Annotated in this window: 34 protein-coding genes and 1 pseudogene; 34 read left to right on the top strand and 1 reads right to left on the bottom strand. The window is 57.0% G+C overall.

What is annotated here, in order from left to right; genetic code table 11:
- The first annotated feature begins 57 nt into the window (after positions 1-57).
- The 28 genes from rpsG to AC0V6L_RS15300 all read left to right on the top strand — a co-directional run bounded on the left by rpsG (position 58) and on the right by AC0V6L_RS15300 (position 18472).
- On the top strand, positions 58-528 hold the full coding sequence (rpsG, locus tag AC0V6L_RS15435; RefSeq protein ID WP_486146846.1) for a 30S ribosomal protein S7: 471 nt from the start codon (positions 58-60) through the stop codon (positions 526-528).
- Positions 529-637: 109 nt separating this feature from the next.
- Positions 638-2767 carry an elongation factor G gene (gene fusA / locus AC0V6L_RS15430; RefSeq protein WP_486146844.1) on the top strand — a complete coding sequence of 710 codons (2130 nt, stop codon included), beginning with the start codon at positions 638-640 and terminating at the stop codon, positions 2765-2767.
- Positions 2768-2862: 95 nt separating this feature from the next.
- Entirely contained in the window at positions 2863-4038 is a 1176-nt protein-coding gene (gene tuf, locus AC0V6L_RS15425; RefSeq protein ID WP_486146842.1) for an elongation factor Tu, read from the top strand.
- Between the two features lie 314 nt (positions 4039-4352).
- Positions 4353-4664, top strand: a complete 312-nt coding sequence (gene rpsJ / locus AC0V6L_RS15420; RefSeq protein ID WP_061924928.1) for a 30S ribosomal protein S10 — start codon at positions 4353-4355, stop codon at positions 4662-4664.
- A 269-nt stretch (positions 4665-4933) separates the two neighbouring features.
- A complete protein-coding gene (gene rplC, locus AC0V6L_RS15415; RefSeq protein ID WP_486155014.1) occupies positions 4934-5737 on the top strand; it encodes a 50S ribosomal protein L3 in 804 nt (267 codons plus the stop codon).
- Between the two features lie 3 nt (positions 5738-5740).
- Positions 5741-6364, top strand: a complete 624-nt coding sequence (rplD, locus tag AC0V6L_RS15410) for a 50S ribosomal protein L4 (RefSeq protein WP_486155013.1) — start codon at positions 5741-5743, stop codon at positions 6362-6364.
- Positions 6357-6668 (top strand): 50S ribosomal protein L23, encoded by a 312-nt coding sequence (locus AC0V6L_RS15405; RefSeq protein ID WP_486146833.1) that lies wholly within the window; start codon positions 6357-6359, stop codon positions 6666-6668. The genes rplD and AC0V6L_RS15405 overlap by 8 nt, the downstream gene beginning before the upstream one ends.
- Positions 6668-7504 carry a 50S ribosomal protein L2 gene (rplB, locus tag AC0V6L_RS15400; RefSeq protein WP_486146831.1) on the top strand — a complete coding sequence of 279 codons (837 nt, stop codon included), beginning with the start codon at positions 6668-6670 and terminating at the stop codon, positions 7502-7504. Before AC0V6L_RS15405 ends, rplB begins: the two co-directional genes overlap by 1 nt.
- Positions 7505-7510: 6 nt before the next feature.
- Positions 7511-7786: a 30S ribosomal protein S19 gene (gene rpsS / locus AC0V6L_RS15395; protein ID WP_486146829.1), complete on the top strand. Its 276-nt coding sequence runs from the start codon at positions 7511-7513 to the stop codon at positions 7784-7786.
- Positions 7786-8169, top strand: a complete 384-nt coding sequence (gene rplV / locus AC0V6L_RS15390) for a 50S ribosomal protein L22 (RefSeq protein WP_486155012.1) — start codon at positions 7786-7788, stop codon at positions 8167-8169. Before rpsS ends, rplV begins: the two co-directional genes overlap by 1 nt.
- Before the next feature lies 1 nt (position 8170).
- Positions 8171-8866 (top strand): 30S ribosomal protein S3, encoded by a 696-nt coding sequence (gene rpsC / locus AC0V6L_RS15385; RefSeq protein WP_486146825.1) that lies wholly within the window; start codon positions 8171-8173, stop codon positions 8864-8866.
- 25 nt (positions 8867-8891) lie between these two features.
- Complete coding sequence (rplP, locus tag AC0V6L_RS15380) at positions 8892-9329, top strand: 50S ribosomal protein L16 (protein WP_486146823.1); 438 nt, start codon at positions 8892-8894, stop codon at positions 9327-9329.
- Entirely contained in the window at positions 9329-9547 is a 219-nt protein-coding gene (gene rpmC, locus AC0V6L_RS15375; protein ID WP_486146821.1) for a 50S ribosomal protein L29, read from the top strand. The genes rplP and rpmC overlap by 1 nt, the downstream gene beginning before the upstream one ends.
- 10 nt (positions 9548-9557) lie before the next feature.
- On the top strand, positions 9558-9860 hold the full coding sequence (rpsQ, locus tag AC0V6L_RS15370; protein WP_486146819.1) for a 30S ribosomal protein S17: 303 nt from the start codon (positions 9558-9560) through the stop codon (positions 9858-9860).
- Positions 9861-9933: 73 nt separating this feature from the next.
- Complete coding sequence (gene rplN / locus AC0V6L_RS15365; protein ID WP_142788596.1) at positions 9934-10302, top strand: 50S ribosomal protein L14; 369 nt, start codon at positions 9934-9936, stop codon at positions 10300-10302.
- A gap of 2 nt (positions 10303-10304) precedes the next feature.
- Positions 10305-10622, top strand: a complete 318-nt coding sequence (rplX, locus tag AC0V6L_RS15360; protein WP_486146816.1) for a 50S ribosomal protein L24 — start codon at positions 10305-10307, stop codon at positions 10620-10622.
- A complete protein-coding gene (gene rplE / locus AC0V6L_RS15355; RefSeq protein ID WP_486146814.1) occupies positions 10615-11193 on the top strand; it encodes a 50S ribosomal protein L5 in 579 nt (192 codons plus the stop codon). Before rplX ends, rplE begins: the two co-directional genes overlap by 8 nt.
- Positions 11194-11250: 57 nt before the next feature.
- Positions 11251-11556, top strand: a complete 306-nt coding sequence (gene rpsN / locus AC0V6L_RS15350) for a 30S ribosomal protein S14 (protein ID WP_486155011.1) — start codon at positions 11251-11253, stop codon at positions 11554-11556.
- 11 nt (positions 11557-11567) lie between these two features.
- Positions 11568-11963 (top strand): 30S ribosomal protein S8, encoded by a 396-nt coding sequence (gene rpsH, locus AC0V6L_RS15345; protein WP_486146810.1) that lies wholly within the window; start codon positions 11568-11570, stop codon positions 11961-11963.
- Positions 11963-12496 (top strand): 50S ribosomal protein L6, encoded by a 534-nt coding sequence (gene rplF / locus AC0V6L_RS15340; RefSeq protein WP_486155010.1) that lies wholly within the window; start codon positions 11963-11965, stop codon positions 12494-12496. Before rpsH ends, rplF begins: the two co-directional genes overlap by 1 nt.
- A gap of 1 nt (position 12497) precedes the next feature.
- A complete protein-coding gene (gene rplR, locus AC0V6L_RS15335; protein WP_486146806.1) occupies positions 12498-12842 on the top strand; it encodes a 50S ribosomal protein L18 in 345 nt (114 codons plus the stop codon).
- Positions 12842-13633 carry a 30S ribosomal protein S5 gene (rpsE, locus tag AC0V6L_RS15330; protein ID WP_486155009.1) on the top strand — a complete coding sequence of 264 codons (792 nt, stop codon included), beginning with the start codon at positions 12842-12844 and terminating at the stop codon, positions 13631-13633. Before rplR ends, rpsE begins: the two co-directional genes overlap by 1 nt.
- A 6-nt stretch (positions 13634-13639) precedes the next feature.
- Positions 13640-13816, top strand: a complete 177-nt coding sequence (gene rpmD, locus AC0V6L_RS15325; protein WP_486146802.1) for a 50S ribosomal protein L30 — start codon at positions 13640-13642, stop codon at positions 13814-13816.
- A 149-nt stretch (positions 13817-13965) separates the two neighbouring features.
- Complete coding sequence (locus AC0V6L_RS15320; RefSeq protein ID WP_486155008.1) at positions 13966-14817, top strand: O-fucosyltransferase family protein; 852 nt, start codon at positions 13966-13968, stop codon at positions 14815-14817.
- A 142-nt stretch (positions 14818-14959) separates the two neighbouring features.
- Complete coding sequence (rplO, locus tag AC0V6L_RS15315; protein ID WP_486146798.1) at positions 14960-15463, top strand: 50S ribosomal protein L15; 504 nt, start codon at positions 14960-14962, stop codon at positions 15461-15463.
- A 117-nt stretch (positions 15464-15580) separates the two neighbouring features.
- Positions 15581-16945, top strand: a complete 1365-nt coding sequence (secY, locus tag AC0V6L_RS15310; protein WP_486146796.1) for a preprotein translocase subunit SecY — start codon at positions 15581-15583, stop codon at positions 16943-16945.
- Between the two features lie 69 nt (positions 16946-17014).
- Positions 17015-17659: an adenylate kinase gene (locus AC0V6L_RS15305; RefSeq protein WP_486155007.1), complete on the top strand. Its 645-nt coding sequence runs from the start codon at positions 17015-17017 to the stop codon at positions 17657-17659.
- Between the two features lie 87 nt (positions 17660-17746).
- The gene (locus tag AC0V6L_RS15300; protein WP_486155006.1) at positions 17747-18472 is read left to right on the top strand and encodes an SRPBCC family protein; all 726 of its coding nucleotides are present in this window, start codon (positions 17747-17749) and stop codon (positions 18470-18472) included.
- 23 nt (positions 18473-18495) lie between these two features.
- Here AC0V6L_RS15300 and AC0V6L_RS15295 read toward each other — a convergent pair whose 3' ends face one another.
- Complete coding sequence (locus AC0V6L_RS15295; RefSeq protein ID WP_486155005.1) at positions 18496-19455, bottom strand: hypothetical protein; 960 nt, start codon at positions 19453-19455, stop codon at positions 18496-18498.
- 1018 nt (positions 19456-20473) lie between these two features.
- On the opposite strand from AC0V6L_RS15295, the gene rpsM reads away from it, so the two are divergent.
- From rpsM to AC0V6L_RS15265, 6 genes and pseudogenes are all read left to right on the top strand, one after another.
- On the top strand, positions 20474-20842 hold the full coding sequence (gene rpsM, locus AC0V6L_RS15290; protein ID WP_486146788.1) for a 30S ribosomal protein S13: 369 nt from the start codon (positions 20474-20476) through the stop codon (positions 20840-20842).
- Between the two features lie 61 nt (positions 20843-20903).
- The gene (rpsK, locus tag AC0V6L_RS15285) at positions 20904-21296 is read left to right on the top strand and encodes a 30S ribosomal protein S11 (RefSeq protein ID WP_486146786.1); all 393 of its coding nucleotides are present in this window, start codon (positions 20904-20906) and stop codon (positions 21294-21296) included.
- A 138-nt stretch (positions 21297-21434) separates the two neighbouring features.
- Positions 21435-22491, top strand: a pseudogene (locus tag AC0V6L_RS15280) (DNA-directed RNA polymerase subunit alpha).
- 177 nt (positions 22492-22668) lie between these two features.
- Entirely contained in the window at positions 22669-23103 is a 435-nt protein-coding gene (gene rplQ / locus AC0V6L_RS15275) for a 50S ribosomal protein L17 (RefSeq protein ID WP_486146784.1), read from the top strand.
- 105 nt (positions 23104-23208) lie between these two features.
- Complete coding sequence (locus AC0V6L_RS15270) at positions 23209-24633, top strand: serine hydrolase domain-containing protein (protein ID WP_486155004.1); 1425 nt, start codon at positions 23209-23211, stop codon at positions 24631-24633.
- A 212-nt stretch (positions 24634-24845) separates the two neighbouring features.
- Positions 24846-25391: a hypothetical protein gene (locus tag AC0V6L_RS15265; protein WP_486155003.1), complete on the top strand. Its 546-nt coding sequence runs from the start codon at positions 24846-24848 to the stop codon at positions 25389-25391.
- The last annotated feature ends 85 nt before the right edge of the window (positions 25392-25476 follow it).

The raw sequence follows: 25476 nt of genomic DNA, 5'->3' as shown, positions 1-25476 counted from the left end.
TGGGTGGCCGGGTGGGGGAGTGGGCCGGCACCGCAAACTCCGAAGGAGTAAGAAAGTATGTCACGTCGTCGTCAGCCGCCTAAGCGGGAAATCCTGCCTGATCCCAAGTTTGGAGATCAGGTTCTGTCGAAATTCATGAACAACCTGATGCTGGATGGCAAAAAGGCCGTCGCAGAAGGCATTGTGTACTCAGCGCTTGATACCGTTGAGACCAAAGCGAAAGCGGATCCGGTGCAATTGTTCCACGATGCGCTGAGCAATGTCTCGCCGCAGGTTGAGGTTCGCTCGCGCCGGGTGGGCGGTGCAACCTATCAGGTGCCGGTTGAGGTGCGTCCGGAGCGGGCGCAGGCTTTGGCAATTCGCTGGCTGATTTCGGCGGCGCGCGGTCGTCCGGAGACGACTATGTCGGCGCGCCTGTCGGGTGAGCTGATGGATGCCGCCAACAACCGCGGCAATGCGGTGAAAAAGCGTGAGGACACTCACCGGATGGCTGATGCCAACCGCGCGTTCTCGCATTATCGCTGGTAAGAAATGTGGACGGGCGGGGGTGTTGGACTTCCGCTTGTCACATTTGCAACTATATGAGGCGCGAACCGTTTGAGGTTGGCCCCGCAGAAACTCTTTAAGGAACAGGCATATGGCTCGCGAATATCCGCTGGAGCGCTATCGCAATATCGGCATTATGGCGCATATCGACGCCGGTAAGACGACAACGACCGAGCGCATCCTTTATTACACCGGAAAGTCCTACAAAATCGGCGAAGTGCATGATGGCGCGGCGACGATGGATTGGATGGAGCAGGAACAAGAGCGTGGAATTACAATCACTTCCGCGGCGACAACGTGTTTCTGGAACCCGGAAGATGCGACAATGGATCCGAAAAGCGATCCGAAAGAATTGCGCAAAACTCCCGAACACCGCATCAACATCATCGACACCCCAGGCCACGTCGACTTCACCATTGAAGTTGAAAGATCCCTGCGAGTGCTCGACGGCGCGGTCGCATGTTTTGATGGCGTTGCAGGTGTTGAACCGCAATCTGAGACGGTTTGGCGCCAAGCCGACAAGTATAAAGTCCCTCGGATGTGCTTCATTAACAAATTGGATCGCACCGGCGCTGACTTTAAATATTGCGTGAACTCGATTGTCGAGCGCCTCGGCGCAACCCCTGCTGTCTTGTATCTTCCTATCGGCATTGAATCTAGCCTGATTGGCCTGGTTGACCTCGTCAATCAGCGTTCGATCACTTGGGAGAAAGAGGATCTGGGTGCGGAATACGTCTATGGCGATATTCCTGCTGACATGGCGGATGAAGCGGCTGAATACCGTGAGAAGCTGATCGAGCTTGCTGTGGAGCAGGACGATGATGTCATGGAGGCCTATCTCGAAGGGCAGGAGCCTGATGGGCCAACCCTCAAAAAGCTTATCCGCAAAGGCACTCTCAACCAAAGCTTTGTGCCGGTGCTTTGTGGCTCTGCGTTTAAGAACAAAGGCGTTCAGCCTCTACTCGATGCGGTTGTCGATTACATGCCGAGCCCGCTCGATGTGGAAGCGATTAAGGGCGTCAAGCCTGACAGCGAAGATGAAGACGAGCGCGCATCAAGCGATGACGTTCCGTTCTCTGCGCTTGCCTTTAAAGTCATGAACGATCCGTTTGTTGGTTCGCTCACCTTTACCCGCATCTATTCGGGGCACTTGGCGAAAGGCACTGTCCTGAACTCGGTGAAGGACAAGAAGGAAAAGATCGGGCGTATTCTCGAAATGCACTCCAATGACCGTAAGGACATTGAAGAGGCATGGGCTGGCGATATCGTCGCGCTCGCCGGGATGAAAGCCACCACCACGGGCGACACGTTGTGCGATCCGTCCGCACCGATCGTTTTGGAGCGGATGGAATTCCCCGATCCTGTTATCGAGCTTTCCGTGGAGCCGAAAACCAAAGCTGACCAGGAAAAGATGGGCGTTGCGCTCAATCGTCTTGCAGCAGAGGATCCAAGCTTCCGTGTCACAACTGACCACGAAAGCGGCCAGACCATCATCAAAGGAATGGGCGAGCTTCACCTCGACATTCTGGTTGACCGCATGAAACGCGAATTCAAGGTCGAAGCGAATGTTGGTGCGCCGCAAGTGGCGTATCGGGAATCGCTCGGTCGCGAGATCGAGGTCGATTACACTCACAAGAAACAGTCGGGCGGTACGGGCCAGTTTGCGCGTGCCAAAGCGACCTTCTCACCGGGTGAGCGCGGGCAGGGCGTTGTCTTTGAAGAAAGCATCAAAGGCGGCAACATCCCGCGTGATTACATCCCCAGCCTCGAAAAGGGTATTCGCGAGCAGGCCGATAGCGGCCATCTCATCGGCTTCCCGATCATCGACTTCACGATCCACGTCACCGATGGTGCATATCACGATGTCGATTCGTCCACCGTGGCGTTTGAGATCTGCGGCAAGGGCGCCATGCGCGAAGCTGCTGATCGCGGCGGGATCAAATTGCTTGAACCGGTGATGAAGGTTGAAGTTGTGACTCCTGAGGATTATCTCGGCGACGTGATCGGCGATCTCAACAGCCGCCGCGGGCAAATCCAGGGCACTGACAGCCGCGGAAATGCTCAGGCAGTTGAAGCAACCGTGCCGCTTGCCAACATGTTCGGCTATGTGAACGAGCTGCGTTCCTTCACCCAAGGGCGCGCGCAATACACGATGCAGTTCTCTCATTACGAGGAAGTGCCGGCGACTGTTGCACAAGAGGTTAAGGAGAAGCTTGCGTAAGCGCGCAAGCAAGGCTAGGTGCGGCGCCTGATTCAGCGGGGCCGCCCTTTCTCCCGCAAAAAATGAAATTCAGCACGAAAAGGTATAGATGAGAAATGGCTAAGGAAAAGTTTGAGCGGAACAAGCCGCACTGCAACATCGGCACCATCGGTCACGTTGACCACGGCAAGACCACGTTGACCGCGGCTATCACCAAGGTTCAGGGCGCAGCCGTTGATTTCGGCAACATCGACAAAGCGCCTGAAGAGCGCGAGCGCGGGATCACCATCTCGACCGCTCACGTTGAGTACGAAACTGATGCGCGCCACTACGCACACGTCGATTGCCCCGGCCACGCTGACTATGTGAAAAACATGATCACTGGCGCTGCACAAATGGACGGCGCAATTCTGGTGGTGAATGCTGCTGACGGCCCAATGCCCCAAACGCGTGAGCACATCCTGCTTGCCCGTCAGGTCGGCGTGCCGCAGCTGGTTGTCTACATGAACAAAGTCGATCAAGTTGACGATGAGGAAATCCTTGAGCTGGTCGAACTCGAAGTTCGCGAACTGCTCAGCGAATATGGTTTTGACGGCGACGATATTCCTATCGTTAAAGGTTCGGCTCTCGCCGCGCTCGAAGGCCGCGATCCTGAAATCGGTGAAAACTCGATCAAAGCTCTTATGGAAGCTGTCGACAGCTACATCCCGCAGCCCGACCGTCCGGTCGATCAGGACTTCCTGATGCCGATTGAGGACGTGTTCTCAATCTCTGGCCGCGGTACGGTTGTCACCGGCCGTGTTGAGACGGGCGTTGTGAACGTTGGCGACGAAGTTGAAATCGTTGGCATCAAAGACACCACCAAAACGACTGTGACCGGCGTTGAAATGTTCCGCAAGCTGCTCGATTCGGGCGAGGCTGGCGACAATATCGGCGCGCTGATCCGCGGTGTTGGCCGTGAAGATGTTGAGCGTGGTCAGGTTCTTTGTAAGCCTGGTTCGGTTAGCCCGCACACCGAGTTTTCGGCAGAAGTTTATGTTCTGTCGAAAGACGAGGGTGGCCGTCATACGCCGTTCTTTGCGAACTACCGTCCGCAATTCTACTTCCGCACCACCGACGTCACCGGCGAAGTGATCCTTCCTGAAGGCACCGAAATGGTGATGCCGGGCGACAACGTGACCATCGACGTTAAGTTGATCGCACCGATCGCCATGGATGAAGGCCTGCGCTTCGCTATCCGCGAAGGCGGCCGGACCGTGGGTTCGGGCGTGGTTGCCAAAATCACGAAGTAAGTGATTGCCTCTTTTGAGGCGAGAATTTCAAAGGGGCTCGGCGCTTATATGAGCGCCGGGCCCCTTTTTATGTGAGGCCTGTTTTGCCGCTTTCTGCGGTCTTGTGGGCCGCTTGAGATTTGCGCGAAAATTGCGGGCGTTTTGGGGTTGCCAGAATCCTGAGCCAAACGTATACGCGCGCCTCAGGTAAGAGGATTCGTTCTCTCACACGCAATTTTCTAAGGCCGCCCGTTGACGGTAACTGATACGGGGCCGGCCTTTTGTTTTTGAGGTGGGGCAACCTGCCTTTGGCTCTTTCGCATTGGTAATAGGTAATGGAAGCACAGAATATCCGGATTCGCCTTAAGGCGTTCGACCACCGCGTTCTTGATCAGGCAACTGGCGAGATTGCAGAAACGGCGCGTCGCACGGGTGCTCTTATTCGTGGCCCCATTCCTATGCCGACGCGGATTGAGAAGTTCACCGTGAACCGCGGCCCGCACATCGACAAGAAGTCGCGTGAGCAGTTCGAGGTGCGCACATACAAACGTTTGCTGGACATTGTTCAGCCAAACGCCCAGACGGTCGATGCGCTGATGAAGCTTGATCTGGCCGCTGGCGTGAACGTTGAGATCAAACTGGCCTAAGCCTGTTTTTTGAGGCTCTCGCGATGCAGGGGTCTCGTTCGTCTAGGTCAGACGCTAAACGGCCTTTGATCCCAGCTTTGGCTGGGATCGCGACATAGAGATACCGCCGGTTTTGTGCCGGGCTGCGTCTCCCGTCTCGCTCAAATGGCCATCTGGCTGTACGAGCATCAGCCCGGACGGGGCGAGCAGCATAAAAATTTGGGTTGGCCGCAAGGCAAATACGCACCTTTGGGATGGTCCCTTGGGTGCCTCTGTAAGGAGTAAAGACGATGCGCACTGGCGTGATCGCGAAAAAGGTAGGGATGACCCGCCTCTTCCAAGAGGACGGACGGCATGTGCCGGTTACCGTTCTGGCATTGGAAGATTGCCAGGTTGTCTCGCACCGCACCGAAGATACGGATGGCTACTTTGCCGTTCAGCTTGGTGCAGGCGAAGCAAAACAGAAAAACGTGGCAAAGCCGCAGCGAGAGCATTTTGGGAAAGCCGGCGTCGGCCTCAAAAAGCGCGTGGCGGAATTCAGGGTCGAAGGCGAAGATGGCTTGATGCCGGTTGGCTCGCTCATCAGCGCTGACCACTTCATCGCTGGGCAAAAAGTCGACATCACCGGGCACACGCAGGGTAAAGGCTTTGCCGGCGCCATGAAGCGTTGGGGCTTTGGCGGTCTTCGCGCGACGCACGGCGTTTCGATCTCTCACCGCTCGCACGGGTCCACGGGTAACCGTCAGGATCCGGGGCGCGTGTTCAAAGGCAAGAAGATGGCCGGTCACATGGGTGATCGCCAGCGCACGCAGATGAACCTCGAAGTGGTTCGCACTGATGCGGATCGCGGTCTTCTTTTCATCAAGGGTTCTGTCCCTGGTGCAAAGAATGGCTGGCTGCTCGTTCGCGACGCGATCAAATTGCCTGCGCCTGAAGGTGCTCCGTTCCCGGGTGCGATTGTCGAAACCGGCACGCCTGCCAATGACGAGCCTGCTCAGGAAACTCCGGTTGAAGAAACCGCAGTGGAAGCGGCTGCTGACACTCCTGCTCCGGAAGCTGATGCTCCGGCCGCAGAAGAGAAGAAGGAAGACTAAGCCATGAAGGTGAAGGTCCAGAAAATCGACGGGAAAGCGTCCGGCGATATCGAGCTCAGCGATGCTGTGTTCGGTGTTGAGCCGCGCGCTGATATCCTGCACCGGGTTGTCACATGGCAGCTCGAAAATCGCCGCGCGACGGCCCGCCCGACACGGGAACGTTCCGACGTTGCCCGCACGGGTAAAAAGTTTGGCGCGCAAAAGGGTTCAGGCGGCGCTCGTCACGGTGCGCGTTCTGCTCCGATCTTTATCGGCGGCGGTAAAGCGCATGGCGCTCGCAAGCGTGATTTTGAGCAATCGCTCAACAAGAAAATCCGCGCTTTGGGCCTGAAGATGGCCCTCTCCAGCAAAGCGAAAGACGGTCTTGTGGTTGTCGACAGCCTCGAGCTGAAAGACGCCAAAACCAAAGCGTTGAAAGGCCAGCTCGATAAAGGCGGTCTGAATGGCAAGGTGTTGGTGATCGACGGCGAAAGCGTGGACGATGGTTTCAGCCGTGCTGCTGGCAACCTGATTGGTGTCAATGTGATGCCAGCTGCTGGCGCGAACGTCTACGACATCCTCAACCACGACACTTTGGTTTTGACCAAAGACGCGGTTGCCAAGCTGGAGGCGCGTTTCAATGGCTAAAAAGACCGAAGTGGCTGCGAAGCACTACGACGTGATCCTCGCGCCCCACATCACTGAAAAATCGACCATGGCGTCCGAAAGCAACGCAGTTGTTTTCAAAGTCGCCAATGATGCGACGAAACCGCAGATCAAAGAGGCGGTTGAGGCGATCTACGACAAAAAAGTCACCAAGGTGAACACGATTGTCACCAAGGGCAAAACGAAGCGCTGGCGGGGCAAGCCTTATAAGCGCTCGGACTTCAAAAAAGCGATTGTGACGCTCGCTGAGGGCGAAATGATCGACATCACTGAGGGCGTAGGCTGATGGCACTCAAGAATTATAAACCGACAAGCCCTGCGCGGCGCGGCCTGATCCTGGTCGACAAATCGGGCCTTCACAAAGGCGGCCCGGTTAAGTCGCTAACCGAGGGCAAGCGCAAAACGGGTGGCCGCAACAACAAAGGTCACGTGACATCGCGCGGCATTGCTGGCGGTCACAAGCAGAAATACCGCTTCATCGACTTCAAACGTCGCAAGTGGGATGTGCCCGCAACGGTTGAACGGATCGAATACGACCCCAACCGCACGGCTTTCATCGCTTTGCTGAAGTATGAAGACGGCGAGCTGGCCTACATCATCTGCCCGCAGCGTCTGGCTGTTGGCGACACAGTGGTTGCTGGTGAGAAAACCGATACGAAGCCTGGCAATGCCATGCTTTTGGGTCAGATGCCGGTTGGCACGATCTGCCACAATGTTGAAATGAAGCCGGGCAAGGGCGGTCAAATCGCTCGCAGCGCTGGCGCTTACGTTCAACTGGTTGGCCGTGATCGCGGGATGGTGATTGTGCGCCTCAACTCAGGCGAGCAGCGTTACCTTCGCTCTGATTGCATGGGCACGGTTGGTGCGGTGTCTAACCCTGACAACCAGAACCAGAACTTTGGTAAAGCTGGCCGCACTCGCTGGAAGGGCCGCCGCCCGCTGACTCGCGGTGTTGCCAAAAACCCTGTCGATCACCCGCATGGTGGTGGTGAAGGGCGGACTTCTGGTGGCCGGCATCCGGTTACGCCATGGGGCAAGCCCACGAAGGGCGCTCGCACTCGCAAGAACAAGCAGACGGACAAAATGATCATCCGTTCGCGCCACGCTAAGAAGAAGAGGTAAGGCACGATGGCACGTTCCGTCTGGAAAGGTCCGTTTGTCGAACTCAGCCTTCTCAAGAAGGCCGAAGAGGCACAAGACGCAAACAACACCAAGCCGATCAAGACCTGGTCGCGGCGTTCAACCATTCTCCCGCAATTCGTTGGGCTTACGTTCAATGTCTATAACGGCCACAAGTTTATTCCTGTGTCCGTGTCGGAAGAGATGGTTGGCCATAAGCTTGGCGAATTTTCGCCAACGCGCACTTTCCCGGGTCATGCGGCTGACAAGAAGGGCAAGCGCTGATGGGCAAGGAAAAATCTCCACGCCGCGTTGCGGATAATGAGGCTCTGGCGGTTGGCACGCAAATTCGCGGGTCAGCACAAAAGCTGAACCTTGTGGCGCAGCTCATTCGCGGCAAGAAGGCCGAAGAGGCGTTGAACATCCTCTCGTTTTCGAAAAAGGCCATGGCGCGCGATGCGAGCAAAGTTCTCGCCTCTGCCATCGCCAATGCTGAAAACAATCACGATCTGGATGTCGATGCTCTGGTTGTTGCCGAAGCTTCGGTTGGCAAATCGATCACGATGAAGCGCTTTCACACGCGCGGCCGCGGAAAATCGACCCGCATTCTGAAGCCTTTCAGCAAGCTGCGGATTGTCGTTCGCGAACACGACGAAGAGGACGCATAAGATGGGTCAGAAGAGTAATCCAATTGGTCTGCGTCTTCAGATCAACCGCACATGGGATAGCCGCTGGTACGCTGAAGGGCGTGACTATGCAGGGCTTCTCGAAGAAGACATCAAGATCCGCAATTACATCACGAAAAACCTGCCCCAGGCAGCGATTTCGAAAGTTGTGATTGAGCGTCCGGCCAAATTGTGCCGGGTGTCGATCTATGCGGCTCGTCCCGGTGTGATTATCGGCAAGAAGGGTGCAGACATTGAAAAGCTGCGCGCCAAATTGTCGACCATGACATCGAGCGAAGTGAAGCTGAACATCGTCGAAATTCGCAAACCCGAAGTGGATGCGAAGCTTGTTGCGCAAGGGATCGCTGATCAGCTGATCCGCCGCGTGGCTTTCCGCCGGGCGATGAAACGCGCGATGCAATCCGCGATGCGTCTGGGTGCTGAAGGCATCAAGATCGTGTGCGGCGGCCGTCTTGGCGGCGCTGAGATCGCTCGCGTTGAACAATACCGCGAAGGCCGTGTGCCGCTGCACACTCTGCGCGCAAATATCGACTACGCCGAAGCCGAAGCGCTGACCGCTTATGGCATCATCGGTATCAAGGTATGGGTCTTCAAAGGTGAGATCCTGGGCCATGATCCGACGGCGCAAGATCGTTTGATGATGGAATCGCAAACTTCGGGCGTTCGCCCCGCTCGCTGAGGGGGCTCGCTAAGAGAGACAGAACATGCTGCAACCGAAGAAAACCAAATATCGCAAGGCTTTTAAAGGCCGGATCAAAGGCGACGCCAAAGGCGGGACGACTTTGAACTTTGGCTCGTATGGCCTGAAAGCCATGGAACCCGATCGTTTGACCGCGCGTCAGATCGAAGCCGCTCGCCGGGCAATCACTCGCGCTATGCGCCGTCAGGGTCGTTTGTGGATCCGCGTCTTCCCCGACGTGCCTGTGTCCAAAAAGCCTGCCGAAGTTCGTCAGGGTAAAGGCAAAGGCTCGGTCGAATACTGGGCAGCGCGCGTGAAGCCAGGGCGTATCCTGTTTGAACTCGACGGTGTCGATGGTCCGCTGGCTGCGCTCGCTTTTGAGCGTGCGGCGATGAAACTTCCCATCAAAACCAAAGTTGTGGCCCGTCTGGGTGACACTTCGCATCTTGGAGGAGGCAAATAATGGCTGATATCGCCGATCTTCGCACCAAGACAGACGATCAGCTCGCGATTGAGCTGACTGAGCTCAAGCGTGAGCAATACAATCTGCGGTTTCAGGCTGCGACCAACCAGTTGGAAGGCGTTGCCCGGATCAAACAGGTTCGCCGGAACATCGCTCAGATCAAAACGCTCCAGAACGAGCGCGCTGCCAGCGCAGCGGCAAAAGCAACTGGGGCGTAAGGAGTAGACAATGCCGAAACGTATTCTCATCGGGACTGTCACATCCGACAAAACCGACAAAACCGTAACCGTGAATGTCGAGCGCAAAGTGAAACACCCGCTTTATGGGAAAATCATCCGCCGCTCGAAAAAGTATCACGCGCATGACGAGAAGAACGAATACACCTTGGGTGATGTCGTTCGGATCGAAGAAACAAAGCCGATCTCCAAAACCAAGACATGGGCCGTGAAAGACCGTGTCGTGGCCGGCGGAGTGCAGGCAATCGAAGCCGATCTGGACGTTGCAGAAGCAACGCCGACCGGCGCTGAGTAAGACGTAATCAGGAACTGCTGGGCCCCGGACGGTATCGGGTGTCTCAGCAAGCCAAGAGAAGGAAGACGGATCCATGATCCAGATGCAATCCAATCTCGACGTCGCGGACAATAGCGGCGCAAAGCGCGTCCAGTGCATTAAAGTGCTGGGCGGGTCAAAGCGCCGGTTTGCCTCCGTGGGCGACGTGATCGTGGTCTCTGTGAAAGAGGCTCAACCGCGCGCTAAAGTCAAAAAAGGCGACGTTCACCGCGCGGTGATCGTGCGCACAAAGAAAGACGTTCGCCGCTCAGATGGCAGCGTTATTCGTTTTGACAGCAACGCTGCGGTTCTTGTGAACAAAAGCGAAGAGCCGATCGGCACACGTATCTTTGGCCCAGTGGTCCGCGAACTGCGCGGCCGCGGCTTTATGAAGATCATTTCGCTTGCGCCGGAGGTGCTCTGACAATGGCTGCCAAGATTAAAAAAGGGGACAGCGTTGTTGTGCTGTCCGGCAAGGATAAGGGCCGCACCGGCACTGTCCAGCAGATCATGCCGAAGGATGGCAAGCTGATCGTTGAAGGCATCAATGTCGCAACGCGTCACCGCAAGCCGAGCCAGGCAAACCCGCAAAGCGGTATCGACCGTTTTCCGGCGCCGATGCACATGTCAAAGGTTGCGCTCGCTGATCCCAAGGATGGCAAGCCCACACGTGTGCGGATTGAAGAAAAAGACGGCAAGAAAGTGCGCGTCGCTGTGAAAAGCGGGGAAACGATCGATGGCTGATTACACACCCCGGATGAAGTCCAAATATGAGGACCAAATCGTCAAGGCGATGACCGAGAAATTCGGTTACACCAACCGGCTCCAAGTGCCCAAGCTTGAAAAAGTGACCCTTAACATGGGTGTGGGCGAAGCGAGCCAGGACAAGAAAAAGGTCGCGACGGCTGCTGCTGAAATGGCTTTGATTGCTGGCCAAAAGCCCGTGATCACGAAGGCGAAGAAATCCATTGCTCAGTTCAAGCTGCGCGAAGGCATGCCGATCGGTTGCAAGGTGACCCTGCGCCGTGATCGTATGTTTGAATTCATGGATCGTCTGATCACTGTTGCCATGCCCCGCATTCGCGATTTTCGCGGGCTCAACCCCAAATCGTTCGATGGGCGCGGCAATTATGCAATGGGTCTGAAGGAACAGATCGTGTTCCCTGAGATCAGCTATGACCAGATCGACAAGGTGCGCGGGATGGACATTATTGTGACCACCACCGCCCAAACCGACGAAGAAGCCCGCGAGCTTCTCCTGCAATTCGGCTTCCCGTTCCAGGGCATGCATGATGAGGAGAAGCAGGCAGCCTGATGGCGGCCTTGCGAGCAATGATGATGAAGACAACTCAAGAGAAGAGAGCTTAAGTCCATGGCGAAACTGAGTTCGATTAACAAAAACGAGCGCCGCAAGAAGCTCGTTAAGCAATATGCAGCGAAGTATGAGAAGCTGAAAGCGATTGCCAATGACAAATCGCTGGATGAGGCCGAGCGTTTGATGGCGCGCCTCAAAATGGCTGAACTGCCGCGCAATGCAAACCCGACCCGCGTGCGCAATCGCTGCGCCACCACCGGCCGCCCGCGCGGCTATTACCGCAAGTTCGGCATCAACCGGATTGAATTGCGCGATCTCGGCAACAAAGGTCTGATCCCAGGCCTGACCAAGTCGAGCTGGTGAGGAATTAAGATATGGCTATGACCGATCCTCTGGGTGATATGCTCACCCGCATCCGCAACGGCCAGCAGGCAAAAAAGGACTCCGTCCTCTCCCCTGCGTCCAAGCTGCGTGCAAATGTGCTCGAAGTGCTCACTCGCGAAGGCTACATCCGTGGCTATTCCGAAGATGAGAGCGGCAAGCACCCAGCCTTGCGGATTGAGCTGAAATATTTCGAAGGCGAGCCTGCGATCAAGCATGTCGCTCGCGTTTCCAAGCCGGGCCGCCGCGTCTATTCGGGTTCGAAAGAACTGCCGACTGTGCGCAACGGCCTTGGCATCACCATCGTCTCGACCCCGCGCGGTGTTCTTTCGGACAACGAAGCGCGCGAAAACAAGGTCGGCGGCGAAGTGCTCGCGGAGGTATTCTGATGAGCCGCATTGGTAAGAAAGCTGTTGCGATCCCGGGCGGTGTTACCGCTTCGATCGACAATGGCACGCTGAGCGTGAAAGGGCCCAAGGGCACTTTGACCTTGGGGCTGTCTGACCTGATCGATTATAAAGTCGAAGGCGATGAGATCCAGGTCAAGCCGGCCAATGACAGCAAGCAAGCGCGTTCCTTTTGGGGCATGCAGCGCACGCTGGTGTCAAATCTGGTTGAAGGGGTGACCGAGGGCTTTTCGAAGACGCTCGAAATCTCCGGCGTTGGTTACCGTGCCAAAGCGCAAGGCAAGACGCTCAAGCTTGAGCTCGGTTACAGCCACGATGTTGATCTGACTGTGCCCGAAGGTCTTGAGGTGAAGACACCTGATCAGACCACCGTTGAAATTTCCGGCATCGACAAACAGGCCGTTGGTCAGTTTGCCGCCGAGATCCGCGAATGGCGTAAGCCTGAGCCTTACAAGGGCAAGGGTATCAAATATCGCGGTGAGTATGTCTTCCGCAAGGAAGGGAAGAAGAAGTAAGATGGCAAAGCTTTCTCTTTTTGAACGTCGCCGCAGGCGTGTGCGCACAGCGCTTCGGGCGCGCGCGGGTGATAAACCGCGTTTGTCGGTCCACCGCACCGGCCGCCACATCTACGCTCAGGTCATCAACGATGCCGAGGGCAAGACCGTGGCTGCTGCGTCCACTTTGGGCGGTAAATCGTCCGGCGCGAATATGGATGCCGCAGTGCAAGTTGGCAAAGACATCGCTGCTGCTGCCAAGAAGGCCGGCGTTACGACTGTCGTGTTTGATCGCGGCGGGTTCCTGTTTCATGGCCGCGTGAAAGCGCTGGCCGATGCCGCCCGCGAAGGCGGGCTGGAGTTCTGATGATGGCTGACGAGAAAAACACCGAAGAAACAGCAGCACCCGCTGAAACTGCAACTCCTGAAGCAGCACCTGCTCCCGAAGCAGCGCCTGCAGCAGAAGCAGCGCCCGCACCAGAAGCGGCTCCAGCTGAGCAAGCTGGCGGCCAGCAACAGGGCCGCGGCGGGAACCGCGGTCGTGGCGGCAATCGTGATGGCGGCGGGCGCGGACGTGGTCGCGGAGGCCGTGATGGCAATCGCGGCCGCCGCGAGGAAGAAGATGATGGCATCATCGAAAAGCTGGTCCACATCAACCGCGTCTCCAAAACGGTCAAAGGCGGTAAGCGCTTTGGTTTTGCCGCTCTGGTCGTTGTTGGCGACGGGCAAGGCCGCGTTGGCTTTGGCAAGGGTAAGGCACGCGAAGTGCCTGAGGCTATCACCAAGGCGACCGCTGCGGCTCGCAAGAAAATGATCCGCGTTGCCCTGAAAGAGGGCCGCACATTGCATCACGATGCCAATGGCCGTTTCGGCGCTGGTAAAGTGACCGTGCGCACCGCGCCTCCGGGTACTGGTATCATCGCCGGTGGTCCGATGCGTGCTGTGTTTGAAAGCCTGGGCGTTGCAGACGTGGTGACCAAATCGGTCGGTTCGTCCAACCCGTATAACATGATCCGCGCCACATTCGACGCTTTGACCGCGCAGACTTCGCCGAAGTCGGTGGCTCAGCGCCGGGGCAAGAAAGTCGCTGACCTGTTGGGCCGCGGCGGCGCAGACAAGGCCGAGGCAGAAGCCGACGCCGCAGCGCTTGTGGAGTAAGACACGATGGCTACCGTAAAAATCAAACAGATCGGTTCGCCGATCCGTCGTCCCGAAAGCCAGCGCAAGATCCTCATCGGTCTTGGGCTTAACAAGATGCACAAGGTCGTGACACGTCAGGACACCCCAGAGGTGCGCGGCGCAATCGCGAAAATCCCGCATCTGGTTGAGGTCGTGGACTAAACCTTTCATCAGCTTTTATGAAGCTGGATAAATCGTTGGCATCCGTTGGGATTGGCTCGGCTTCGGGTTAATTTCAGCGGATGTTTTCGATTCGGCCTTTTGGGCGCGAACGCACGCGTCGGCAAACCCATCGGCCGATATTGACCGCGTTGAAGGACAGAAGCTCCGAGATCTTTGCGGTTGAATATGACAATCCAAAAGAAGGATTATTCGCCCAGCTTAATGTGTGCCTGATGCTTGCCGATCTTGCAGACAGTGAGGCAAAGCGTTTGCGCGTTGCGCTCATCTCGGAAAACTACCGCGACCCCGGTGACGATGCGGACTGGTTTTCGCGGTACTTTACCCAAGGCCATTCGGTCGGACCTCCACCAGAGACCTTGGCCGGAGCCGTTCGGATAACTCACAAATCGGCGATCCCGCAGAAAAGCTACAAGTCGCTCGACATCAAAGCCGCGCACGATCTGTTCCGTCGCCATTTCGGTATCCGCGCCCATATTGAAGCAGAGGTCGCAGCGTTCGCCAGCGCGCATGGGGTCGGACAGGGTACGCTTGCAATTCACTTTCGCGGCACTGACAAACATGCCGAAGCCCCGCAGCAGGCCGTAGATGATGTCCTTGATCGAGTGGCGCGATATGCGGAGACGCAGGACGGCGTTCAGAATATCTTTGTTGCGAGCGATGATGCGCGATTTGTCGATTCTGCGCATGCAGGAGTGGCGGGATTACCGGTCACATCGCTTGATGATTCCATCCGTAGCACGGGCACCAAACCGGTTCACATCAATGACCTTCAGAGCGGCAATCAGGCGGTGGCACGTGATGCGATCCTGAATTGTCTGATGCTGTCGCGTTGCGCGTGGCTTTGCCGGACATCATCGTTCCTGTCGGCGTGGTCGGTGATCTTTAATCCCGCTTTGAGAGTTGCGATGCTCAACCAACCGTTTGAAGGCAAGCTGTGGTTTCCCGAAAAAGGGATACTGCCAGATGCTCAGTTTATCTGAGGCGGCGCTCGCAAAAGGCCGTATGCCGCTTGCATTATGCGTGATCGCCCGCTAGGCGCGCGCTTCCATCGGAGCAATATGCTCCTTTTATCAAGCGCGAACCCCTGTGAAGGGGCCTGGAAAGCGAAAGCGAGTGCAACCTATGAAACTTACAGATATCCGTGACAATGAAGGTGCCCGTAAGGGCCGTATGCGCGTGGGCCGGGGCATTGGCTCTGGCAAAGGCAAAACTGCCGCGCGCGGTCAGAAGGGTCAGAAGTCCCGTTCTGGTGTCGCTATCAAAGGCTTTGAAGGCGGCCAGATGCCGCTTCACATGCGCCTGCCAAAGCGCGGGTTCAACAACCCCTTCGGCAAGGATTTCGCTGAAGTGAATATCGGCATGGTCCAGAAATGGATTGATGCGAAAAAGCTCGATGGCAAAAAAGACATCACCGAAGAAGCTCTTCGTGAATGCGGCCTTGTTCGCGGCGGCAAAGATGGTGTTCGCTTGCTCGGCAAGGGTGAGATTTCAGCCAAGGCGAAATTCATCGTTGCAGGCGCAACCAAGGGCGCCATTGCTGCGGTCGAAAAAGCCGGCGGCAGCGTCGAAGTGACCGCGCCAATCAATGCCGAGGTCAAAGCCGCAAAAGCCGCCAAGGGCGAATAATCGGATAAAAGGGAGACCAAGGGGTTCGACAAAACCCCTTGGTCTCCCTATTTACCGTGTCTGTGCTGAGTTCCGGTGAGAGCCGCACCAGCAGACAACATGGATCGATAGAGCATTATGGCATCTCGCGCCGACAACATCGCCAGCAATATGAACCTGGGCAACTTTGCTCAGGCAACCGAATTGCGCCAGCGCATCTGGTTCACCATTGGTGCGCTGATTGTGTTCCGTTTCTTGAGCTTTGTCCCGCTGCCCGGCGTTAACCCGGCGGCATTGCAAAACCTTGCCGATCTTGGGCGAGGGGGCATTCTTGACCTGTTCAACACGTTTTCAGGCGGATCGCTTGAACGCATGAGCCTGATCGCGCTGGGCGTGATGCCTTATATCACCGCCTCGATTGTGGTGCAGATGGCATCGGCGCTTCACCCGACGCTGGCCGCGCTGAAAAAAGAGGGCGCGACGGGGCGGCAAAAGCTCAACCAATATACGCGCTATGGCACGGTGTTCCTGTGCGCGATCCAGGGGTATTTCCTCGCGCAAGGGCTGGAAAGCTTTGGCGCTGCCAATGGCATCGCGGCGGTTGTGCAGCCCGGTTATATGTTCCGCGTTGGTGCGGTTATCAGCCTTGTCGGCGGGACGATGTTCCTTTTGTGGCTGGGTGAGCAGATCACTTCTCGCGGGATCGGCAATGGCGTCTCGCTGATCATTATGGCCGGTATTGTCGCGCAGTTCCCGACCTTTGCGACCAACCTTTTCGAAGGCGGGCGCACCGGTTCGATCTCTCCCACCATCATCATCAGCTTTATCGTGATGGTTGTGGTGCTGATCCTGCTCATCAGCTTTGTTGAACGCGCTCAGCGGCGCTTGCTCATCCAATATCCCAAGCGTGCAACACAGCGCGGCATGATGCAGGCGGACAGTTCGCACTTGCCACTGAAGCTTAACACCGCCGGCGTTATCCCGCCGATTTTCGCAAGCTCGCTGCTGCTTTTGCCGCTGACGATTTCACAATTTGCGGGCAATTCGGTGGACACGGAAAGCTCGTTTGGCGGCGCGATTGTGACGCTCAACCAATATCTCGCGCATGGTCAGCCAATCTATATGGCGCTGTATGCGATCGGGATTATCTTCTTCTGTTTCTTCTACACTGCGGTTGTCTTCAACCCGGAAGAGACTGCCGATAACCTTAAGAAAAACGGCGGCTTCATTCCCGGCATTCGTCCGGGTAAACGAACGGCGGACTACCTTGAATACGTTCTGACCCGCATCACGGTTGTGGGCGCGATTTACCTGACGGCGGTCTGCGTTATTCCTGAATATATGATCGCGCAAACGGGCATTCCGCTGTTTCTGGGCGGCACCAGTTTGTTGATTGTGGTCAACGTTACGGTTGATACACTCAGCCAGGTGCAATCGCATTTGCTCGCGCACCAATATGGCGATCTGATCAAGAAAGCTAAGTTGAAAGGCCGGATGCGGTAACGCACACACCGTAAGGTCAAGTGAACAACGCGCGCAGCGAATACGCTCGCGAAAATAGGGGAAGCGTTGGTGAACATCATTCTTCTTGGTCCTCCTGGGGCTGGTAAGGGGACGCAAAGCGCGGGGCTCGTTGAGCGCCACGGAATGAAACAGCTTTCCACAGGCGATATGCTGCGGGCCGCTGTGAAAGCGCAAACCCCTGTCGGATTAGAGGCAAAAGCGGTGATGGATCGCGGTGAGCTGGTCTCGGATGAGATCGTATCGTCGCTGATTGACGAAAACCTTGCCGCTATGCCGGATGATCAGGGCGCGATCTTTGATGGCTATCCGCGCACCGCTGCCCAAGCCGGCGATCTCGACCGTATCCTCGCCAAGAATGGCCGCACGCTTGACCATGTGATTGAGCTGGGCGTGGATGAAGACGCTCTGGTGGAGCGCATTTGCGGCCGCTTTTCTTGCGCCAGCTGCGGCGCGCTTTATCATGATACCGCCAATCCGCCTTCGAAAGAGGGCGTGTGCGATGCTTGCGGGGCAACAGAATTCAAGCGCCGGCCCGATGATAACGAGGAAACCGTGCGCAAACGCATGGGCGTTTACCGGGATGAAACCGCGCCGATCCTGCCCGGCTATGAAGAGCGCGGCATTGTCAGCCGTGTCGATGGCATGGCAGGCATTAAAGAGGTCGCGCAGGCGGTCGACGCTATTCTTGGCTGAAGCCAGAGGCGCTTCGTGCGCTTTGGCTCTTTACCCCTGCAAGGCGCTTCGCGTAGAGGTGGTCCTCAAATCGGAGGACGCCACGCCATGCCAAACCGCACCATTCGAACAAGCGCAGGATTCGCCGCCGCGGCCCTCTGCCTCGCCGCCGCTCCGCTGTCCGCTGAGGTAAGCCGGACGAGCGATAACGGTTTTACCACGCGCGATGAGGCCGTTGTGGATGCAACGCCCAAACAGGTGTGGCTTGCGCTCATCACGCCTGCAGATTGGTGGAGTTCTGAGCACACATGGTCAGCCGATGCTGCCAATCTCACGCTGACCCCGCAGGCGGGCGGATGCTTTTGCGAGAAAATCCCCGAAATTGACGAACCAGACCGCTTCACTCTCGAAGGCAGTGTGGAACATATGCGCGTCATCCAGGCCTATCCTGAGAGCGCGCTGCGCATGACAGGCGCGCTTGGTCCGCTGCAAAGCGAGCCTGTGACGGGCATCCTCACCATCGCGATCAGCGAAGTGGACGAGGGCACGCGTATCGTTTGGGAATACAATGTCGGCGGCGAAATGCGTTATGAGGTTGCTGATATTGCGAAATCGGTCGATGGGGTGATGAGCCTGCAATTGGCTGGCTTGGCGGAGAAACTGGGCCGAGTCAGCGGGCCGCCGGTAAAACCAGCAGTGACCAAGCCGAAGCCCGAAACGGCAGAGGATGCCGGTGATGCTGATGTTGATGCTGATGGTGACACGTCAGAAGACGCACCGGACAATAGCGGCCCATCTGTGGATGATGCCTTTGGCGATCTGTCAGACGGGTAAGCTGGCTGCCTTGCACGCAGATCTTAACGGATACGCGCGCGCAGGCCCAAAGTGAATTGCGTAGGCCCGCTGCCATTATTGCCTGCCATAAAGCCCGCTGGCTGCACTCTGATAAAGCGGACATTGGGATCGGTCCCGTCGCCGCTGTCAGAAGGCACATAGGAGAAATCGGCGCCGTCTTGTGAAAACGCAAAGCAGTCGCCCGTGTTGTTGAAAGCGACAAAGGTGCAGGCCATTCCGGTGGGCGGGGCGCCATCGGTAAAGACAATCGGGCCTGATCCCGGCCCTGCAAAATCATCAACCACCAGATCAAGCTCTCCCGGCAATTCCTCGGTCACAAGCACGCTCCCAAGATTGGGCGGGGCGTTGCCCGAATTGGTGACGGTAATCGAATAGGTTACAATCGCATCCGGCGTTGCAAATGCGCCGCCAGTGCCATCATCGGTGCTGGTGCGCACTTTGGTCACCGCAAGCGAGGCGGCCAGATTGGCGTGGAACGCTTGGCTGAAAGCGATGATGCCCACGCGTTCGGCATCACCAGCAGCAATGCTGCGTTCGCCGTCCTGATCGGTGTCTTCATCCACTCGCAATGTTGTAAAGTTGCTGCCAACGGCGCAGTTTCGCAGCCATCCGCCATCGGCGTTGTTGCGCGATAGTTTTTTGGCAACCGCTACCGGATTTGCTGCTGTCAGCCCAATCGGTGTGCTTTGGCAATTTTGATCCCAGCCTCTCAGGAAGAAACCGCTCGTCACCGCGCTCCAATTGATCGTAGTGCCATTGATGTCTGGAAAAGACCCTGCGGCTCCAGCGGGAAAAGCGATCCAGCCGATTGTCTCAGTGCTGGGGAAGGGGCCGGAATTGGCCTGGCTGCGCTCGATCGCGACCTGAAACCCGGCGGCACTTGGATTTTGTGCGATGGACGTGATGTGCGGGCGAGAAGTGAGCTGCGCAACATCGCGGGTCTCACTGTTTGCAGTTTGCAATTGGTGGATGACCGTGGCGGCCGAGGCGAGGGGGATGAAAAATTCACACTGGCCCAGCTCGCTGAACCGCCGGTAAAGCCAGGTCCGAACTGGACCGCCGAAACAGACGAGCGGCCCGCTTCGATAACGGTTCCGTCTGGAAGGACATGCCGCCCCGGCTCTATCGCGATATACTGGGTCAGCATCGCGAGATGGCGGCCATCCCAGTTATCAGGTTCGACTATGAGTTCATCGAAACCCGCCGTCGTAATGTTCGTCACCCGAACACTTGCAGACTGCCCCCCATTAGAATTGGAGATGACGATGACCACCGGCGGGACGTCAAAAGCCTGTTGAAACGCAACGAAATCCGGGGTTCGGTTCGTGCCCAGCGTGTCATGCGCGATGAAAGTACCAGCCTCTATGCGCCCGGCAGATGCGGGATCGGCGGCGGCAATAAGACTTGCGAAAAAGGTCAAAACCAGAGCGCATGCGAGCGACATTGCTCGCACGAATAATAAATACAGATTTGGCGCGCACTGCTTTGCCATTTGTCCTGTTTGCCAGAGTTTGGTTAATTGAAACGCTGTTTTTTCTTAAATTGTGTATCCGGGTGAAAGCGCGGGGCTGATGCGCATAATTGCAGTGTAACTGAAATGTTTGCTGCACCAAAATCAGCATTGGCACCGGGTTTTTTGACCTAAGAGGTGCCTTGTATTAGTCTGTTTGGACTTGGCCCGATTGGGCTGTTTTTCACTCGGCGGAAAGGAATCGCTTGCAAGCGGTTGACTGTCCGTGCGAATCGCCGTAAGCGCGCGCTTCATTCAAGATTGTCTTTTAAGTCCGGCCGGATGTGCTCGATGCGCTCCACCCGGACTTTCGCCGTTTCACTGCACAGTGTGTCTTGCAAGACTGCTTTGTCAACAGATCGGTGCCGCGCTGATATCGTCAGGGCGGTTGGTCAATCCGGATGAAAGCGTTGAGATGGGGGCGTTGGCCATACTGGCCATAAACCCCGTGGAGCATGGAGAAGTATTAAGTGGCTCGTATTGCCGGGGTAAACATCCCCACAAATAAGCGCGTTATTATCGCGCTCACCTATATTCACGGAATTGGCCGGACAACGGCTGTTGAAATCGCCGACAAGCTTGGCATTGCGCATTCTGCCCGCGTTCAGGATCTGACCGACGAAGAAGTGTTGCGCATTCGCGAAACGATTGACAGCGACCATCAGGTCGAAGGTGATCTTCGCCGCGACACCGCGATGAATATCAAGCGTTTGATGGATCTGCGTTCCTATCGCGGTCTGCGTCATCGCAATGGCCTGCCCGTTCGCGGACAGCGCACGCACACCAACGCCCGCACCCGCAAGGGTAAGGCCAAGCCGATTGCAGGCAAGAAGAAGTAAGCTTTTGGGGCTGGTCCCCAACCGCTTTTGCCTTCTTGCGCACAGATAAGGAACTGGAACAATGGCACGCGAACCCGGCAGTAAAGTAAGACGCCGCGACCGAAAGAATATCTCAAGCGGCGTTGCGCACATCAATGCCAGCTTTAACAACACAATGATCACCATCACCGATGCACAGGGCAATGCGATCAGCTGGTCCTCTGCAGGCATGATGGGTTTTAAGGGTAGCCGTAAATCGACCCCTTATGCCGCTCAGGTGGCCGCCGATGATGCGGGCAAAAAAGCCGCTGAACACGGTGTGCGCACTCTCGAAGTCGAAGTGAAAGGTCCGGGCTCTGGCCGCGAAAGCGCGCTGCGCGGACTTGCAGCGGTGGGCTTTAATATTACATCCATACGCGATGTGACGCCGATCCCGCACAATGGTGTGCGGCCATCCAAGCGTCGCCGCGTTTGATCCGCAATTGGTGCACGAAGCTGTGATGGCATCGTGCACTCGCAAGGGCGGGTCTGGCAGGCAGTTGTGAACCTAAACTGCCCGGCATCTCGCTCAGAAATTTGAACCGCTTAGAATTAAGCGAATTAGGGGAAATCCATGTCCGTCAACACGAAGAACTGGCAGGAACTGAAGAAACCCAACGCTCTCGAAGTCAAGGAAGGCGGCGACAAGCAGCGCAAGACGACATTTGTCGCTGAACCGCTTGAACGTGGCTTTGGCCTGACGCTTGGCAATGCGCTGCGCCGGGTGCTGCTTTCCTCATTGCAGGGCGCCGCGATCACTTCGATCAAGATTGAAAACGTGCTGCACGAATTTTCATCATTGGCCGGTGTGCGCGAAGACGTGACCGATATGGTCCTCAATGTGAAACAGATCGCGCTGAAAATGGAAGGCGAGGGGCCCAAGCGCCTTCAGCTGTCCGTAACTGGCCCGGCAACTGTGAAAGCGGGCGATATCGCCGTCACTGGCGACATCGAAGTGATGAACAAGGATCTGGTCCTTTGCCATCTCGACGAAGGCGCCACGCTCAACATGGAGCTGACCGCTGACGTCGGCAAAGGGTATGCGCCTGCCGTGCAGAACCGCCCGGCGGATGCGCCGATTGGTCTGATCCCGGTGGATCTCGCTGTACTCTCCTGTCCGCCAGGTCAGCTACAAGGTCGAAAACGCCCGCGTTGGTCAGGAACTCGATTATGACAAGCTGTCGCTGACGATCGAAACCGATGGCACTGTCACGCCGGATGATGCGGTCGCCTATGCTGCGCGCATCCTTCAGGATCAGCTGACTTTGTTTGTCCATTTCGAAGATGGCATCCCGCAGCCGCAATCGGCGATGATCGGCCAGGCAGCGCAACCGCAGGAAGACGATGCGAACCAGCTCAACCGTTACCTTCTCAAAAAGGTCGACGAGCTGGAATTGTCCGTCCGCAGCGCAAACTGCCTCAAGAACGACAACATCATCTATATCGGCGATCTGGTCCAAAAGACCGAAGCCGAAATGTTGCGCACGCCAAACTTTGGCCGCAAGTCGCTGAACGAGATCAAAGAAGTGCTTTCCAGCATGGGTCTGCGTTTGGGCATGGACATCCCCGGATGGCCGCCAGAGAACATTGAGGAAATGGCCAAGAAGCTGGAGCAGGAATTATTGGGATAATTCCTGCGGAAGCCCCTGTGAAAACAGGGGCCTTGTGCCGCCAGGCGCTTCGCCGATGGAGGCTCTCGCCTGCGCGGGGGCTCACACAGGGGCAAAAAGGGGCAAAGGTTCAGGGCCCTAATCTGAACCAGCTACGGGCTACCTGATACGGGCCCATAACGAACGAAGGAAAACACAATGCGTCATGGAATTTCACAGCGGAAACTCAGCCGCAAATCGGGCCACCGCAAGGCTTTGTTCCGCAATATGGCGGCCGCTCTTATCAAGCATGAGCAGATCAGCACGACACAGGCGAAAGCGAAAGAACTGCGTCCTTATGTCGAAAAGCTGGTGACTTTGGCAAAGCGCGGCGGGCTTTCCAACCGCCGGATCGCCATGGGCCGCTTGCAGGATGAAACGCAGCTTAAAAAACTGTTCGACGTTCTGGCCGAGCGTTACAGCGACCGTGATGGCGGCTACACCCGCATCATCAAGGCAGGTTACCGCGAGAGCGATGCGTCTGCGCTGGCGATCATCGAATTTGTCGAGCGTGACGTCGATGCCAAAGGCCAGGACAGCGGCCCCGACATGAGCGAAGTGGACGAATACGCCGAGGCAGAAGCCGCTGCGTAATTGATACCTCATCACTCCGGCGAACGCTGGAGGCACAAGATTTAGGGCTGGCGGAGAAATCCGCTGGCCCTTTTCTTTTGCGGTGCGCGCCCTAGTGTCGCGTGCATGAGACCACTCACCATAATCGCAGCCGCCGCTGCACTCGCTTTGTCTGCCTCCTGCGCTGAGGCTCAATCGCAGCAGGACCGCCTTGATGCCAAATACGACCGCGCATTGGCGGCGGGATATAAGGCGCTGTTCCTATGCAGCGCGATGGCGCATGCCGAGGCTGCTGGGGGCGAGCGGACGCCGGAGAGCATTCGTGATTGGGAATTGACCGGCATTCAGGCACCGCTCGATGATATCGTCCGCGAACTTCCCTTTAAGATCGTAAGGCGGCCCTCGGGCCGGATTGCGCATGTGCAGGTCGAATGGGCGCAGGATATGCCGGATAGGCTCGCGGTCTATTACGGCGAGAGCACGGGCTGTTCGGTGCTGCCGATTGGCGCGCCCGAGGATGTGAGTGATGCGAGCCAAGCTCTGCCTGCCGCAAAAGAGGATGCAGCTGGCGGCTTTTCCGCGTTTCCAGATGACGGCAAAGTGCGCAAGCGGTTCAGTGAAACTCTCGCCACCGCCTTTTCGACCGATATCTATGGCGAAGGCGCGCGCTCTACCGCGGTTGTCGTATTGCAAGACGGCAAGTTAATGGAGCAGCGATATGAGCAGGGCTTTGGCCCCGATACCCCTCAGCGCACATGGTCAGTCGCCAAAAGCATTGCAGCGACCCTTGTGGGTGTGGCGGTCCAATCGGGGGAATATTCGGTCGAGGATCCGGTTGGCATCAATTACTGGCTGCGCGGCGGCTCGACCGATCCGCGCGGCGCTATCACCATCGATCACGCTTTGCGCATGGCATCGGGGCGGTATTCCGACACCAGCGGCAATCGCACCGATCCGCTTTATTGGGGCGGGACCACGGTGGATGAACGCGCGACCAATTGGCCGGTGATCGCCAAGCCCGGCACCCAATTTCGCTATGCCAACAATGATACGCTGATGGCGGTGAAAGCGGTTGAAGGGCATCTTGATTTCTACCCCCCGGCGGAAACTTTCGGTAAAATCGGCATGACGAACACGGTCGCGGAAACCGATATAAGAGGCAATTATGTCCTCTCCAGCCAGGTTTGGACCACGGCAGGTGATCTTGCCAAGCTGGGCCAACTCTATTTGAATGACGGTGTGCTGCCCAGCGGAGAGCGCCTGCTGCCCGAAGGGTGGGGTGACTATGTTTCAGCGATGAGCGGCCCGCAGCCAGAAACCGGCAATTTTGGCTATGGCGCAGGGTGGTGGACCTTCAAACATCCAGACCGGCCCGATGCGCATGATGGCATTCCCGATGACGCTTTTCTCGCGCGCGGCAATCGCGGGCAGTATCTTGTCATCGTGCCGAGCCGCAATGTCGTGATCGTGCGGCGCGGAGAGGATATGGTGGGCACCCGGTTCGATATCGCTGCTTTCACCAGAGATGTGCTGGCCGCCTTGGAGGATTAGGGCCGCAGTGGCCCTCCAGCTGCTCCTTGGGTTTTGTTCACTAAACACCTGCGCAGGGGGTATTGCGGCACCTGTATGTTCAGGAAAAGGCGCGTTTACCTGAACATCGCCTGCAAGGCTCGCTCAGGCCCATATCAGAATCGTTCATCTAAAAGGCTCTCACAGTGAACGGAAATTCTTCCGCCACTCGTAAAACCCGAGGATAGAACCTGATGACGAATTTCACAAAAACTCTCGCCAAAGGCACGCTCGGGACTGTCGCGGCCGGCGCGATGGCTCTCGCAAGTGCGACCCCTGCCATGGCGGATGATCGCCACCGGGACCGGGGCATTGATGCAGGCGATGTGATCGCTGGCGCTGTTATTATCGGCGGGATTGCCGCCCTTGCCGGAGCTTTTGACGGTGATCGCAACCGCCGCGGGCATTACCGCGATCGCCGTTATGATCGCAATCACAACAACCGCCATTACAACCAGCGCTTTAATGGCAACCGCTTTAACGGCCGCCGCGCGGTGGAACGCTGTGTCCGAGTGGCTGAACGCCAAGCGCGCCGATTTGGCGGATACCGCTTTGCCGATGTGACTCAGATCCGCGATGTGGACCGCACTCGCAATGGTTTCCGCGTGAAAGGCCGCATCCAGGTCGAAGGTGCGCGCGGATATGATCGCCGCGATTTCGACCGGGGCCGGTTCACGTGCTACTTTGACGGTCGCGGCCGCCCCTTTGTAGAATTTCGAGGCATTCGCGGTCTTCGCTAATACCCCCTCCCACCAAAGGGTATGAGGTGCGCCTCGGGTCTTTCTTACAAGGCTCGGGGCGCATTCTTGCGTGCGGGCATAAAGG

This window comes from Erythrobacter sp. JB1-15, from assembly GCF_057365035.1.
Note: the sequence above shows the minus strand (reverse complement) of the source record. Positions and strands in the feature narration are given on the sequence as shown.

Bases quoted from the DNA above. Each gene is read 5' to 3' on its own strand.
- rplC (WP_486155014.1), top strand. From the start codon at position 4,934: ATGCGCACTGGCGTGATCGCGAAAAAGGTAGGGATGACCCGCCTCTTC.
- rplP (WP_486146823.1), top strand. From the start codon at position 8,892: ATGCTGCAACCGAAGAAAACCAAATATCGCAAGGCTTTTAAAGGCCGG.
- rplF (WP_486155010.1), top strand. From the start codon at position 11,963: ATGAGCCGCATTGGTAAGAAAGCTGTTGCGATCCCGGGCGGTGTTACC.
- rpsN (WP_486155011.1), top strand. From the start codon at position 11,251: ATGGCGAAACTGAGTTCGATTAACAAAAACGAGCGCCGCAAGAAGCTC.
- rplO (WP_486146798.1), top strand. From the start codon at position 14,960: ATGAAACTTACAGATATCCGTGACAATGAAGGTGCCCGTAAGGGCCGT.
- tuf (WP_486146842.1), top strand. From the start codon at position 2,863: ATGGCTAAGGAAAAGTTTGAGCGGAACAAGCCGCACTGCAACATCGGC.
- AC0V6L_RS15270 (WP_486155004.1), top strand. From the start codon at position 23,209: ATGAGACCACTCACCATAATCGCAGCCGCCGCTGCACTCGCTTTGTCT.
- rplX (WP_486146816.1), top strand. From the start codon at position 10,305: ATGGCTGCCAAGATTAAAAAAGGGGACAGCGTTGTTGTGCTGTCCGGC.
- AC0V6L_RS15265 (WP_486155003.1), top strand. From the start codon at position 24,846: ATGACGAATTTCACAAAAACTCTCGCCAAAGGCACGCTCGGGACTGTC.
- rplN (WP_142788596.1), top strand. From the start codon at position 9,934: ATGATCCAGATGCAATCCAATCTCGACGTCGCGGACAATAGCGGCGCA.
- rpmD (WP_486146802.1), top strand. From the start codon at position 13,640: ATGGCTACCGTAAAAATCAAACAGATCGGTTCGCCGATCCGTCGTCCC.
- rplD (WP_486155013.1), top strand. From the start codon at position 5,741: ATGAAGGTGAAGGTCCAGAAAATCGACGGGAAAGCGTCCGGCGATATC.
- secY (WP_486146796.1), top strand. From the start codon at position 15,581: ATGGCATCTCGCGCCGACAACATCGCCAGCAATATGAACCTGGGCAAC.
- AC0V6L_RS15405 (WP_486146833.1), top strand. From the start codon at position 6,357: ATGGCTAAAAAGACCGAAGTGGCTGCGAAGCACTACGACGTGATCCTC.
- rpsC (WP_486146825.1), top strand. From the start codon at position 8,171: ATGGGTCAGAAGAGTAATCCAATTGGTCTGCGTCTTCAGATCAACCGC.
- rpsS (WP_486146829.1), top strand. From the start codon at position 7,511: ATGGCACGTTCCGTCTGGAAAGGTCCGTTTGTCGAACTCAGCCTTCTC.
- rpsK (WP_486146786.1), top strand. From the start codon at position 20,904: ATGGCACGCGAACCCGGCAGTAAAGTAAGACGCCGCGACCGAAAGAAT.
- rpsJ (WP_061924928.1), top strand. From the start codon at position 4,353: ATGGAAGCACAGAATATCCGGATTCGCCTTAAGGCGTTCGACCACCGC.
- rpsQ (WP_486146819.1), top strand. From the start codon at position 9,558: ATGCCGAAACGTATTCTCATCGGGACTGTCACATCCGACAAAACCGAC.
- rplB (WP_486146831.1), top strand. From the start codon at position 6,668: ATGGCACTCAAGAATTATAAACCGACAAGCCCTGCGCGGCGCGGCCTG.
- rpsE (WP_486155009.1), top strand. From the start codon at position 12,842: ATGATGGCTGACGAGAAAAACACCGAAGAAACAGCAGCACCCGCTGAA.
- rpsG (WP_486146846.1), top strand. From the start codon at position 58: ATGTCACGTCGTCGTCAGCCGCCTAAGCGGGAAATCCTGCCTGATCCC.
- rpsH (WP_486146810.1), top strand. From the start codon at position 11,568: ATGGCTATGACCGATCCTCTGGGTGATATGCTCACCCGCATCCGCAAC.
- rplV (WP_486155012.1), top strand. From the start codon at position 7,786: ATGGGCAAGGAAAAATCTCCACGCCGCGTTGCGGATAATGAGGCTCTG.
- rplQ (WP_486146784.1), top strand. From the start codon at position 22,669: ATGCGTCATGGAATTTCACAGCGGAAACTCAGCCGCAAATCGGGCCAC.
- AC0V6L_RS15300 (WP_486155006.1), top strand. From the start codon at position 17,747: ATGCCAAACCGCACCATTCGAACAAGCGCAGGATTCGCCGCCGCGGCC.
- rplE (WP_486146814.1), top strand. From the start codon at position 10,615: ATGGCTGATTACACACCCCGGATGAAGTCCAAATATGAGGACCAAATC.
- rplR (WP_486146806.1), top strand. From the start codon at position 12,498: ATGGCAAAGCTTTCTCTTTTTGAACGTCGCCGCAGGCGTGTGCGCACA.
- rpmC (WP_486146821.1), top strand. From the start codon at position 9,329: ATGGCTGATATCGCCGATCTTCGCACCAAGACAGACGATCAGCTCGCG.
- fusA (WP_486146844.1), top strand. From the start codon at position 638: ATGGCTCGCGAATATCCGCTGGAGCGCTATCGCAATATCGGCATTATG.